Below are 13,157 nucleotides of genomic sequence, written 5' to 3' on the forward strand. Positions count from 1 at the left end.
AAGGATTGGCGGCGTGTGGCAACCCGCTATGACAGGTGCCCAAAGGTATTCCTCTCCGCCATCGCTCTCGCCGCCACTGTCATATTCTGGCCATGAAACAACAACGAGTCCTGAACCTAATCTCCCAAGCCGTGATCGATTTGCGTGATCGCCGCATGTGGCAAAACGTTGCTGGCATGCTGAAACAGCGAGTCAGGCTGCAGAAAGCTCAATGACGGGTGCTTGTTCTTGAAGCTGCCGAGGCTGCTCAAAATCTCCAATGCGATGATTTGTACTTTCTCTGGGGCCATCGAACTGTCTACCATCAATGACGCAAAAGCGCCTACAGTTTCTATCTGTTGTGAGTTGCCGGGGTAAATACCGCCCGGTAAGGATTGCGGTACAAGTGAAGTTCTCTCTGATGTCATTTTGAGTGTGATGGCATCAGGGATATTCAAAAGTACCCCTTGGCACCTTGATGTTAACTCGGTTGCAAGCTGATTAGGGATCGCAGCCATCCAGATGATCACGTCTAGTTCCCCATTGCAGAACGCATTTACTTGCTCAAAAGGCTCAAGTTCGCCTGCGAAAGCAAGATCATCAATGGTGATACCTATCGCGCGCAAAAGAGTCTCAGCGGTGATCCTTGAACCGGATTCTTTGCTTCCAATGTTTACGCGTCTGCCTCGCAAATCTCTAACTGATGAAACTTTTGAACTGGGCAGAGCAATCACGTGTAGGGTCTCTTGCTGAAGGGCGATTATGTTGCGAAGGTCAGAGTAAGCACCACTTTCTTCGAACGGCCCGGTACCGCTGAGTGCTTTGGCAAGTGCATCACTCTGTACAATCCCAGCTACAACGCTAGGAAACTCACGCATGCTATTGATGTTTTCGATCGAACCGCTTGTTGCCTCAACAGAGCACCTCAAACCATGGATGTGACTACGGTTGTTCAGTACGTCACAAATACCATCGGCAATTGGATAATACGCTCCGCTGATACCTCCGGCGCTAATCTTTAGATAACTGTTTTCTGTCGCTTGTACAGATTTAGAAATGGGCATGAGTGCAAGCACTAGACAGAAAAGAATGGATCGACCCAAAACTGAAAACCCAGCGCGAGACCTTCTGACTATCCAAACTAAGAGCATCTTATTCCGACTCCAGCAATGCGCGTGCCGATGCAGCTTCCTCCAACAAAACGCGGTTTGTCGGGTTTAGCCGCAACCCTCGCTCAATCACTTCGACGGCGCCAGTGTTATCACCTGCTTCGACCAGTACTTTCCCATAGAGACCATACACCTGCGCGTCCTCGGGCTCTATTTCGAGCAGCCTTTCGCAGGCCCTTAAGGTTTGCCTGCTCATAGTGCCATCCAACCCAGAAATGCACGCAGCATACGCGTAGGCGGAGGATGTCTGATCGGAATTGAACGCGCGCAAAAGGTCCTCCGTTGCTTCGTCCGGGAGCCCCATCGTCATGTAGGTCAGACCGCGTTGATAGAAAACTTCTGCTGGTTCAATGCCGAGACGTACATGCAAGGCGTGTGCTACATCAAATGTATCAAGCGCTTCGTGATACATTCCAAGAGCGTGTTGAGAGCTACCGATATGAAGTTCCAGGTTCGCCAAATAAATATCATTTTCATCGGACCCGGGCGACATGACGCGTTGTGCAGCGCGAAATGACCTCAACGCTGAGGCATGGTCACCCTGCGCGGCTTCGAGGTTTCCTGCTGCAAGTTCGACGACATATTCATCAAGTTGAGAATCCTTGTACTGTATTTTGCGGGACTTCGATCTGCGCAAAACAAGCCTGGCCCGATCACAGTCGATTTCGGCAATCAAGAAGTATCCTGCAGAAGTCGCTGCCCAACACCGTTGCCAAAGAGAAAAGATGTCATTGGGTTCGAAATCAAGGGCTGACCCGAAATTCGCAATCGCCCGATCAAATTGTCCGCTGCGAAGATTTGCACTCCCCTTGAGCCGAAGAGCCGAGACATAATTGGTTCTATTGATGTCCTCAATCAGAAGCGTTGCTTCTGCTGTTCTTTCCGCTATGGAAAGGTCTCCCTTCGAGATTGCCTTGGAGCTTTTCTCTAGCAAGATTTCAGCCAGAGCGTCGCCACTACCAACGGTTTTCAGTGCCAAACTAAGCTCAGTCTTCAAATGTGCATCAAATCCACTAGCGATCGAAGCGAGAACTCGCTCAACCGTTTGATTTTCTTCAGAACTCTCTGCAAGCAAGAAACTCGTGCTTGAAAGCAGAACCAAAAGCGCGCTCAAAACGTTTGCCGCTGTTCTGTGTTGAGAGGCTAGCACTTTAGTACACTCGTAGGGCACGGCGGAGGGGGAGGAGAGTTAGCATCTGCAGCTCCGAGAGTGGCTATAGCAAAAAAAAGGATAGCGGCGGACGCTATCATTGCTAGAGTAGGCGGCTTAGGCTTAGCCCTTTCAATAGGCACAGAGTTGCACTTTGAGTCATTCTTTACCTTTCTCATCAGCTGTCTCCATTTTCGAATACTCGCTTCGATTTCCTATGGGGGTAACATCATTTTTGTCGGCGTTACCGGATGAATAAGCCTTTGCTTCCTCAGTGTCTGCTTGCGTTTCTGTTTCACCTGGCTCGTGACTTGGACCTTGATCAACTTTGCCGGAAGTCCCCCGCTTTGTGCCTGGAAGGTCTTTCTTGTCAGCACCGTTGCCAGCCGCATCAGACATCCAGTCTTTGAGCAAACCGACCAGTGTCCCAAAATAAAACCCAATTATGAGACCGCCCCAATCCTCCAAGATTGATGGGGTCTCACTATGCTCATCGAGGTACGGATGAAGGATTGCAGCTCCTATAGTTGCTAGTGCAATTATCGAAGAGACACAGACAATGATTAAAACCACACAGCGCCTAAGCCAAATATCTCCCTTCATAATCAGTTCCCCGCTGCTTGGTTAGACAGTGCTTGAACCGTCGAAAGCTGCACGATCTCTCGCGCGATATCGCAGTGAAGTTTTAGATTGGCACTTCGCTTCACAAGCGGAACTGCAGTCCCGCTGTCATCGAAACAAGCGTCTCGATAGAGTGTCCAGAGCTCCAGCAGATCGGGTTCTTGTGATACAGCTAGCTTCCAATCCGAGCTCAGGCTCTTCAAGTTTGGAAGACTTGAAAAGTTGACCACGTAATACGCAAAGTCAGAAAAGAAGTTCCGCATAATACGACTCGAGAAGGTTCGATCTGAATTGACCAAATCGAACAAGATATATGCGCAATCAATCTGGAACTCTGACCCATCTTCATTGCACATAAATTCATAGGCATGTTGCATTTTTCGGCCGACCGCGGTCGTTTTGATGGTGCTGTTGCTGGCAACGGCAAGCTCGCTCGCGGAGAGATAATACTGCTTTGCCAAATCTCTGATCCGGGTTCCTGGTGAAATCACAAAATCGCCGTTCCTTGCAGTCGTCAAGACAAGTGCCAAATCAGTCAACAACCGAAATTGGTCAATATCGGAAAGCTCAAGAAATGCGGTGTTATCTTCAATCGTACGCAAACCATCCACAAAGTCCGATGGCCATGAAACAAAGCGCTGGTCCAATTCATTCTGCATCCCGACTATTTCGCGCACAAATTCTACTAGAAGCAAAAAATGCTTCAGTTCAGTGTTTGAGCTCAAATAACCACGAAGAGCCAAATAGGTGTCGTCAATCTCCTCGACGGGGACAGCAGAGGGTTTCATGACCCGGTCGCTGAGTTCTTGAATATAGACTTTTTGTGCATCATCGGTTCGGAAGGTTTCCCTAAATTCGACATGCAGCTGTTCAATGACAGATCCGTGTTGATCAATTTCAACTTCGCTTGCCCCATAATATCGACCATGAACAAATTCAACGACAACTGTAACAGGTAGTGTCTTTACTTTCTTGTTGCCAAAGATAAGCGTGTACTCAGCAAGCTGCACAAAGTCAGGGTCGTCGATAAATGCGATTTCTGGCCCAGTCCGCAGAAACGCCGGACGGCCACTATTTTTAAGACTATAGATTAGGCTGTTTTTGATTCTTTCTTGACTGCTTGGCCAAGGGTAGACATCTCGGTCACCGCTGGGCCTAGTAAAGTAAACGAGCCCTTCAACTTTGGAATTCTGAGCGACAACTGGCGTTGAAAAAACGAAACACAGCGCGACTGAAATAAATCGAATGAGGCAATTCAACTCAAAACCCTCAACAAACAAATTCGAATCAGCTAATAGGCGGATTATAACACAAATTCTGCAACTCTAGAAAATCTGGCGCAATCATACCAAACATATCTGCCTTGATGTTCACCATCGTTCGTTTGCAAACTTCCATTCTGCATTACAGTGAAGATCGGCCCACCGCCCTTGCTGATTTCTCTTGCAGTTAAAAGCGCGCAAAGCGGTCATCAAAAAGAGGAGGTCAGACGGCGGGTTTGTCCGCACTGCGGTCGTCTTCGAACGGCGTCTCGAATTGCAGTTTTCTGCAACCTCTGAATGATTGGCGCCTTCGTAACAATTTAAGAACATCGCTGAACGGGTGTTATGTGAAGCGATCTCTGGTTGTATCATCGGCCATCTGGGTCGTCATCACTCCAGTGCCCCAATTCATAAATGCCCTGTTTTTTCATACGACGTATAAAAGCAAGGTAGTTTATCACCTGATCGACCTCATCCATGTCTCCGGTGGCATATACTGCTGTGTTGTCGATTAGCTGTTTCGACATCTACCGCCACAAACCGGAATGTGCGGTCAGTAAAAGTCTCTAAGTCAGGTGAGATGTCCGCTTTCGAATTTCTTGGGGCCGGTATGTACATTCTAGTTTCAGCGGGCTGCGTTTGGCTCAAGGAATTGCTCGGCTCTGATATGTATAGCGCATATGTCTTTCCCTTCTTTTCCCTTGTGATCTCGCCTGCTTTTTCCAACCAAGAAATCAAGTTGTTCACATGACGGCCGTCATCTTCCCCGAGCTCGGCCTTTACCTTGTTTTGCAATACTCCAGGCTTGGATGAAGCCTTTGGTCGCCAGAGCTTCATCCAATGCGGCCCTGTCGTCTGTCGACAAGGCTCCTACAACATCTTTAGTCAATCCAGACACTAGCGGGTAGCCTGATTCAAAAGATGTCCCTGCTCCAAAAAGGAAACCCAAATTATCTATACTAGTTCCTGCTTTTGGAACAAATTCTTCAATACCCAAAAATATCACTTCTCAGTAATGGTGGAGATGATCTCGCACAACCGACGGTAGCGCAATAACCGGTGGCGAACCAGACCCAAAGCAAAGTGCCCGAATGGTGCAACTATTTGTTTAACGTCTGTTGTCCCACTGCACTGAAAAAGGAAGTTACTGCGGCTAAGCTCGGTTTCCGCTCACGCAGATTCACATGATGAAGGCGTCTTGTTCAAAAATAGTGACGACAAAGCATGCCCCACCGCTTCTGTTTTCCTTGGGGCCAGCGGGATTTGGACAAGCCAAATGCCCCTGGCCATCAGGGGTAAGACACTGCCTTCCCCCTCGGGCAACCCTATTAGACAACACCGTGTCCTCGGCTGCGCCTGCGGGCCGCACCACTATTGTCGAATAGCATTGCCTCGCCCCCAGGCGCCTTCGGCGTCTGATCTGCAAATCAGCCCTGATTTCCCAAAAGGGAAGTCAGGATCATTGAAATCGGTCTAGGTGCTGGATGAAGGACGTGAGGCGAAAATGGCAAGGTTCTGTCGCTGGTGGCAGAACTATGTGTCGCCTGACACAAGTACCAAGTGGCGGACCGAGGAGGATTCGAACCCCCGACCCCTTGATTCGTAGTCAAGTACTCTATCCAGCTGAGCTATCGGTCCGCGTTGGTGAGGCGCTGTTTAGACCCGGGGCGATGGACGTGCAAGTCGATTCTGTAAAAAATCCTCAAAAAGTCTCGTCTCCACGCGGCAACCTTATTTCAAAGGTTGTTCCATCGGGTCCGGTGTCTTTCAGCACCAGATCCCCGCCATGGCCGCGCACCAGTTCCTGCGAAATTGCAAGACCTAGGCCAGATCCACCCTTGCGCACACCACCCTCAAACGGGGTGAACAGGTTTTCACGCGCTTTGGGTGGCAGCCCGGGGCCTGTATCGCTGACTTCGATGCACCAGGTGCTCTCCAGCTCGCACCCCACGATGACGATCCGACCTGGTTTTCCAGAGGCAACCAGCGCCTGCCGCGCATTGCGGACAAGGTTCATGATAACTCGGTACAATTGCTCTGGGTCGGCGCGTGCGACCAGATCGTCCGGTACTTCGTTCGCAATCTCAACGCAGGCGTCGGCCACCGCCAATTGTTCGCTTGCAGCCACGTCCGCAGCAATGTCGCGAACCTTTACCATGTTCAGAGTCGGTGCGGGTTCTTCTGCACGGCCAAAGGCCAGTGTGCTTTCGCAAAGGGAAACCGCTCGGGTGATCGAGTTGACCAGCTTCGGCGCCATGCGTTTGACCAACGGATCATCGCTCGCCTCAATCCGGTCTGTAAAAAGCTGCGCCGATGTCAGGATATTCCGCAAATCGTGGCTGACCTTGGCCACGGCACCACCCAATTGCGCCAATCGCTCGCGCTGTTTCAACGCCTGTGTCAGGTCCGTTTGCAACATTTGCAAGGCTTCTTCCGCCTCGCGCAGTTCAGTCACTTTCGAACTAGGCGAGATGATGCCACGCGCATCCTCGGGCGCGCTAGCATAGCGCTGCATATAGCCGACAACACTTTTGATCGGACGAACAAGAACAATACGTACTGCGAGAAACAACAACGACGCCGTTATGATCGAGATAACAAATGACAGTCCAAGGATTCGAAGGCCATAGTCCACCATCGCCATCCGCAAAGGTGCGCTTTCCATGGTCACTTCGATTAACAAACCAGCCCGTTTGACAGGTTCTCCGATCACACGGATAACTTCGTTTTCTACGGTGAATATCCGGGTCATCGCATCACGGATCAGAATCCAGGGGCCTGCATCCCGCAGATCGTAAGTATTGGTGATCTGTTCAGGGATGGGTGAGGACAGCATCAACTGACGCACCTCATCACGTCTGAGTACGACATTATAGACGCCCGCGTTTTCCAGCAGTTCGGCCTCAAGCTCATCGGCCAGCATGTCGTCGGCCAATAGCGCCAGAGATGCGATCTGCGCGCGCTCCAGCCGGTTTAGCAGAAAGTCTTCCCGGAAGCGCGCGATTGACGGGACAAAGATCAGGATTTCGGCCAGCATCACGAAGACCGTCGTCAAGATCAGGAAACGGCCCGACAGCGAGTTCAATTGACGCTCCTTCTTTGGGTCAGGGAATCCAGCGCTGGACGAACCTGACCACTCGTTTAACTGTCTGATTCTCAAACAGCCTCGGCGAGAAATAAGCACCCGCGACGCGTTTGTTAAGCTCTCCGATCGTCGGATAGGGCGAAACCATCGCGGCGATCTGACCCATCTTGAGGTTATTGGCCAGCGCCAGAGACCACAAGTTGATCAACTCTCCGGCCTGATGTCCCACGATTGTTGCGCCAACCGGGCGGCCTTTGACGACCATCACCTTGATAAAGCCCTTTGTCTTGCGCTCAGAAATAGCGCGGTCATTGTGGTGATAGTCAAACCGGGCGATTTCCATCGCCTCACCATGTTGTTCGCGGGCCTGCGCCTCTGTCAATCCGACCTGCGCCAATTCTGGGTCGGTGTAAGTTGCCCATGGGATATGCGCCGTTTTGGCTTTCGAGGGCAGCCCAAACAGCGCTGAGCGAATGATGATGCCAGCATGATACCCTGCGACATGAGTAAATTGCAGCCCACCTGCGACGTCACCAATCGCGTAAACCTTGCGGTTGGTCGTACGCAATGCGTCGTCAACCTGGATACCGGTGCGGGTGCGGTCGATACCAGCAGCCTCAAGGTTCAGACGATCCACATTCGCCTTGCGCCCGGCGGCCATCAACAGATGGGTGCCCGACATGATATCGCCGTTCTCGGTCACAACTTCGATCTTACCGTCCTCACCACGTATCTGAGCGACCATGGCTTGCTCGCGGATATCGACGCCTTCCGCCCTCAAGATGTCCACAACCACGGCCGCAGCCTCGGGGTCATCCTTGCCCAGCGCCTTCATGCCTTCGATCACTGTAACTTTGCAGCCCAACCGGATATGCGCTTGCGCCATTTCCATGCCGATAGGCCCTCCACCGATGATCAGCAGATGGTCCGGTTTGTCGCGCAGATCGAAAACGGTCTCGTTGGTATAATACGGCACATTTTCCAAACCGGGGATCGGAGGGACCAACGGAGATGACCCGGTCGCAATCACAACACGGCGCGCGGTGATCACGGTGTCCCCGGCCTGCACCTCGGTTGGCGACAGGAAGGTGCCAAACTCTCGGATGACTGTCACACCAAAGCCCTCGAACCGTTCCTGACTGTCCATCGGCTCGATCTGAGCGATCACATCATGAACGTGATCTTTCGCTGCAGCATAATCGACCTGAGGCGTAACATCGGCCACCCCAAACGGCGAGGCGTGCGCTTGCCCATAAGCCATTTTACCGCTCGCGATCAGCGCCTTCGACGGGACGCAGCCAAAGTTCAGGCAGTCACCACCCATTTTGTGGCCTTCCAGCAGGATCCCGTCAGCCCCCATCTGTGCGGCTCCTGCGGCAACTGACAATCCGCCTGATCCGGCTCCGATCACCAGGATATCCGTCTTCACTTTCTTCATGCTTTCAGGTGTCCTTTTTCCCGCGCAGGGCTTTGATCACAATCGGCAACGCGGCCAGCACGCAAAGACCGATGATCGGGCCGATCACAAACGGTTCCCACAACAGGGATACATCAGGCGTTTCACCCCGATCGAACACACCGCCCAGCCCGACGCCGATCCACGTATACACGATCCCGCCCGGAATAATCCCTAGCGCTGTGGTGATCAGGAAGTTACGGAACTTCACACCGACCAGTGCGGGCACCAGATTGGCGACAAAGAAAGGTACCACCGGAACTAGCCGCAAGAGGAACAGCACAGAAATCTCGTTCTCGCGCAGCCCGTCTTTCAGCTTCTTAACCGTGCCTTCCGAGGATTCCAGCCGCGCGGTCAGCGATTCACCCAAACCCCAACGGGCGGCCAGGAAAATCGCCGATGCACCAATCGTCGCCGCGAAAACGTTAAAAACTGTTCCCGCGAACAAGCCAAACAGGAAGCCGCCGGTCATCGAAGCCACGGCTGCACCGGGCAAGGAGAAGGCCACAATCACGATGTAGATTGCGATAAAGGCACCGGCCATGGCCCAGTAATTTGCATCCCGCCAGGCCAGAAGCGCCTCACGATTATCGCGCAGGGTTTCGAAGCTGAGGTAATCGCCAAGCGTGAAGAACCCGAGCGCTGCGACCGCAAGGATCACCAGCAATGGGATATGGCGCGCAACGCCGCTGCGCGGGGGCTGGGTCGTTTCACTCATAGGCTCGTCCGGCTTGATCTGTTTCATTCTGACCCCAACATGCGTTGCCCGACCGCCAAACGACAGGTCCCTCACGCGGCCTTGAACTATGTGGCAGGGAATGTGAGGGTTTCGGGCGCAAAACCCGGAATCTGAAACCTTTTCGACGACCCGACTACAGAATTGTTGCAAAAGGCGTCAAAACCCCCGTCTTGGGGTTTGACTTACCCCCCGCTTAGCAGTAGAGGACGGGCTTCGAACACTAGGGCCAGGCGAATCCGCGCCGCACCCACCGCTATAGATTGGAGACGGAGCGATGAAACGCACCTATCAGCCTTCGAACCTGGTTCGCAAACGCCGCCACGGTTTCCGCGCGCGCATGGCCACCAAGGCCGGCCGTAAAATCCTGAACGCGCGCCGCGCACGTGGCCGCAAGTCGCTGAGCGCGTAAACCGCTCGACCTGTCGGGTACTGAACATGACGCCGCCGGAGGCCCCTGAGGTTGGTAAGAACCACCCCCGGGAAAAGCCCCCGGCGGCTTCTGTTTGCGCGCCAGTATCTTTGACTGTACTTAAGAACCGGCCTGATTTCCTGAAAGCCGCGCGCGCGCGCAGGCAAGGCGCATCGTCGATGATGGTGCAGGCCCGCAAGCGCGTACCGGACGAAGCATCCGGTATTCGGGTTGGGTTCACCTGTTCCAAGAAAGTCGGTAACGCTGTCGCCCGCAACCGCGCCAAACGGCGCTTGCGCGAAGCAGCGCGCGCGATTCTGCCCACCCTAGGTCAAGACGGATGGGACTATGTATTGATCGGACGCGCCGAGGTCACCGGGGCATACCCTTATGACTCTCTGCTGAACGATCTGGAATACGCGCTGCGGAAAATCCACGGCACAGGCAAATGACCTTTCTGGCTCATATCATCGCCCTGCCCGTCCGGGCGTATCGGTTGATCTTTAGCCCCTGGGTCGGCTTCAATTGTCGCTATCAACCCACCTGTTCCGCCTATGCGCTGGAAGCGCTGGAAAAGCACGGGGCCATCAAGGGGGCATGGCTTGCCGCGCGCAGAATCGGACGGTGCCATCCCTGGGGCGGCGACGGGTACGATCCGGTTCCAGAGTGCCAGACGTGTAAAGACAAAACCTGATGCTCAAAACCTGGCATTTATCTTGCCGGGGTGACTCAAACTCTTTAGGGCAGGCCCATGTTTGACGAAGCAGATGATATCCACCCGCTTTTCGCTGGCGCGCCCTCGACCACCGAGTTCAAGAAGCTGCGCAAGCGCATAGTGCGCCAGACCCGTGAGGCCATCGAACACTACGGAATGGTGAACCCTTCTGCCCATGACAAGGACGGCAAGCCCCCACGATGGCTGGTCTGCCTGTCCGGGGGCAAGGACAGCTACACCCTGCTTGCCGTTCTTTATGAGTTGAAATGGCGCGGCCTGCTGCCCGTCGATCTGCTGGCCTGCAATCTGGATCAGGGGCAACCCGGTTTTCCCGCCACCGTCCTGCCCGAATTTTTGGAACGCATGGATGTACCCCACCGGATCGAATATCAGGATACCTATTCGATCGTAGTCGACAAAGTCCCGCAAGGCCGTACATATTGCGCGCTGTGTTCCCGCCTGCGTCGCGGCAACCTTTATCGTATCGCTCGTGAGGAAGGGTGTTCAGCCGTCGTGCTGGGCCATCACCGTGATGACATACTCGAAACCTTCTTCATGAACCTTTTCCATGGCGGACGGCTGGCCACAATGCCGCCCAAGCTGGTCAATGAAGAGGGTGATTTGTTCGTCTTTCGCCCACTGGCCCATGTGGCGGAAGCGGATTGCGAGAAATTTGCCAATGCAATGCGCTACCCGATCATCCCCTGCGATCTGTGCGGCAGTCAGGACGGGTTGCAACGCCAACAGGTCAAACAGATTCTGGATCAATGGGAAAAGAACAGCCCCGGTCGGCGGCAGGTCATGTTTCGCGCCCTGACCAATGCCCGACCGTCGCACCTGCTGGACCCCAAACTGTTCGATTTTGCAGGGCTTTCTTTGGATCCGGACAAAAAACCCGAAGATTTGGGTGAAATTCCGCATCTGCGTTAACGGCTGACTCAGATTGGTTTCATACGGTCGGGGCCTGTGATCATCTCTCAGGGCCCGGAAACCGATGCGGAACCTACCTTCTTTTGACCGTCTGTCGCGTAGCCTCGCGTTGCTGCTGAACTCCTCATCTGCCCTCGCCTTCATTCCAGCACTCAGCCTTGGTGCGTTCTGGATCGGGGGTGAGCGTGCGCTTGTCGCCGCCGCTTTGGGCCTGCCGTTGATCGCCGCGGCAGCCGGCCGGTTTGGGTCAAAGGCTGATGGGACGCTTCTAACAGGTCAGGCTGGGGGCCTCTTGAACAACGACCGGTTTGATGCCGAGTTGGAGGCGGTCTTTCACGGTTCAAAACAAAGCGGGGAAATGTCCGCTTGTATTGCCATTGCGATCGACGATTACACCCAACTTCTTGATCTGCACGGTCAGGCGGCGATGAACCTGATATCGGAGCAGGTCTGCAATCGCATTCTGTCGGTCATTCGCAGTCAGGACTTTATAACCCGACTGAAGGGCAACAGGATTCTGATTGCCCTGCGCCCGGCGCAGCACCTGGATCTTGTGGCCTCTATACAAATGGCGGGGCGCATTCAGTCAGCCATCGAAGATCCGATACCGCTGAACGGCACCGGCATCTATGTCTCGTGCTCCATAGGGTTCTGCCTCAGTTCAGGCGAACTTGACGGGACCCCGGAAATGTGGAAGGACGCCGCCAACAACGCCTTGATCGAGGCGCAACAGAATGGCCCATCCACGATTCGCGCCTATTCGTCGGATACACGCCGCCGGTCCCGCATTCGTACCAATCTGAAAAAAGAGTTCGAGGCCGCGCTGAATAGCGGCGAAATCCGCCCATGGTTTCAGCCTCAAATCTCTACCGATACCGGCAAGGTCACGGGGTTTGAAGCGCTGGCAAGATGGGAGCATCCGCAAAAAGGCGTATTGGGCCCGCACGTGTTTCTGCCCTTTGCGGAACAGGCCGAGATGATGGAACGTTTCGGACAGACCATCCGCCATCATGCGTTCAAAGCCATGCGTGACTGGGATCGGGCCGGAGTAATCGTGCCGCGGATCGGCATCAATTTCTCTTCAGATGAGCTGCGAGACCCCGGCCTGATCGACCGCCTGAAATGGGAGATGGATCAATTCGACCTCACCCCGGACAGGCTGGCGGTCGAAATTCTGGAAACCGTTTTTTCGCGCAGACCCGATGACGTAATCACGCGGAATGTCACCAGCATGGCCGCGCTTGGATGCTGTATTGATCTGGACGATTTTGGCACCGGACATGCCTCAATCGCGTCGATCAAACGGTTCCAGGTCTCCCGGATCAAGATCGACAGATCCTTTGTCGCCAAATCCGATCAGGACCCAAGCCAGCAGCAGCTTGCAAGTGCGATCCTGACCATGGCGGAACGCCTGAAGATTGAAACCCTGGCCGAAGGTGTGGAAACCCCGGGGGAACACGCCTTGATGGCACAGCTTGGTTGCAATCACGTCCAAGGCTTCGGCATCGGAAAACCCATGCCCTTTGAAAAGACACTGGATTGGATTGCCGCGCATCGCAACAAGGTCAACGGTGTTCCGAAGATCGGGCGGCAAACGGGATCACAAGGAGGATTTTAGGCCCTATATCGGTGATCCGTGACG

General features: G+C 53.7%; 13 protein-coding genes, 1 tRNA gene and 1 pseudogene. 6 read left to right on the forward strand and 9 right to left on the reverse strand.

Annotated features, from left to right (window positions below):
- Positions 1–96: pseudogene (locus ACR0EL_RS19890) on the forward strand (IS5/IS1182 family transposase); the annotation flags it as partial.
- 20 nt (positions 97–116) lie between these two features.
- Here the strand turns inward: ACR0EL_RS19890 and ACR0EL_RS19895 are convergent.
- The 9 genes from ACR0EL_RS19895 to ACR0EL_RS19935 form a co-directional block, all read right to left on the reverse strand.
- Positions 117–1,130, reverse strand: a complete 1,014-nt coding sequence (locus ACR0EL_RS19895; protein WP_480501763.1) for a TAXI family TRAP transporter solute-binding subunit — start codon at positions 1,128–1,130, stop codon at positions 117–119.
- 1 nt (position 1,131) lies between these two features.
- Entirely contained in the window at positions 1,132–2,262 is a 1,131-nt protein-coding gene (locus ACR0EL_RS19900) for a hypothetical protein (protein WP_480501765.1), read from the reverse strand.
- A 195-nt stretch (positions 2,263–2,457) separates the two neighbouring features.
- Positions 2,458–2,901, reverse strand: a complete 444-nt coding sequence (locus tag ACR0EL_RS19905; protein ID WP_480501767.1) for a hypothetical protein — start codon at positions 2,899–2,901, stop codon at positions 2,458–2,460.
- A gap of 2 nt (positions 2,902–2,903) precedes the next feature.
- Positions 2,904–4,199, reverse strand: a complete 1,296-nt coding sequence (locus ACR0EL_RS19910) for a hypothetical protein (protein ID WP_480501769.1) — start codon at positions 4,197–4,199, stop codon at positions 2,904–2,906.
- A gap of 739 nt (positions 4,200–4,938) precedes the next feature.
- Complete coding sequence (locus ACR0EL_RS19915) at positions 4,939–5,178, reverse strand: hypothetical protein (protein WP_480501770.1); 240 nt, start codon at positions 5,176–5,178, stop codon at positions 4,939–4,941.
- Positions 5,179–5,742: 564 nt separating this feature from the next.
- Positions 5,743–5,819 (reverse strand) — tRNA-Arg (locus tag ACR0EL_RS19920).
- A gap of 64 nt (positions 5,820–5,883) precedes the next feature.
- Entirely contained in the window at positions 5,884–7,266 is a 1,383-nt protein-coding gene (locus tag ACR0EL_RS19925; protein ID WP_480501773.1) for an ATP-binding protein, read from the reverse strand.
- A gap of 19 nt (positions 7,267–7,285) precedes the next feature.
- A complete protein-coding gene (locus tag ACR0EL_RS19930) occupies positions 7,286–8,704 on the reverse strand; it encodes a dihydrolipoyl dehydrogenase family protein (protein WP_480501774.1) in 1,419 nt (472 codons plus the stop codon).
- A 4-nt stretch (positions 8,705–8,708) separates the two neighbouring features.
- The gene (locus ACR0EL_RS19935; RefSeq protein WP_480501818.1) at positions 8,709–9,440 is read right to left on the reverse strand and encodes a TVP38/TMEM64 family protein; all 732 of its coding nucleotides are present in this window, start codon (positions 9,438–9,440) and stop codon (positions 8,709–8,711) included.
- Positions 9,441–9,735: 295 nt separating this feature from the next.
- On the opposite strand from ACR0EL_RS19935, the gene rpmH reads away from it, so the two are divergent.
- From rpmH to ACR0EL_RS19960, 5 genes are all read left to right on the forward strand, one after another.
- A complete protein-coding gene (gene rpmH / locus ACR0EL_RS19940; protein ID WP_005980833.1) occupies positions 9,736–9,870 on the forward strand; it encodes a 50S ribosomal protein L34 in 135 nt (44 codons plus the stop codon).
- Between the two features lie 26 nt (positions 9,871–9,896).
- Positions 9,897–10,322: a ribonuclease P protein component gene (rnpA, locus tag ACR0EL_RS19945; protein WP_480501775.1), complete on the forward strand. Its 426-nt coding sequence runs from the start codon at positions 9,897–9,899 to the stop codon at positions 10,320–10,322.
- A complete protein-coding gene (gene yidD, locus ACR0EL_RS19950) occupies positions 10,319–10,564 on the forward strand; it encodes a membrane protein insertion efficiency factor YidD (RefSeq protein WP_480501776.1) in 246 nt (81 codons plus the stop codon). Before rnpA ends, yidD begins: the two co-directional genes overlap by 4 nt.
- 57 nt (positions 10,565–10,621) lie before the next feature.
- Positions 10,622–11,515, forward strand: a complete 894-nt coding sequence (gene ttcA / locus ACR0EL_RS19955; protein WP_480501777.1) for a tRNA 2-thiocytidine(32) synthetase TtcA — start codon at positions 10,622–10,624, stop codon at positions 11,513–11,515.
- Positions 11,516–11,579: 64 nt separating this feature from the next.
- Entirely contained in the window at positions 11,580–13,133 is a 1,554-nt protein-coding gene (locus ACR0EL_RS19960; protein WP_480501779.1) for a putative bifunctional diguanylate cyclase/phosphodiesterase, read from the forward strand.
- Positions 13,134–13,157 lie beyond the last annotated feature (24 nt).

The sequence above is a fragment of the Ruegeria sp. AH12 genome, from assembly GCF_056541465.1.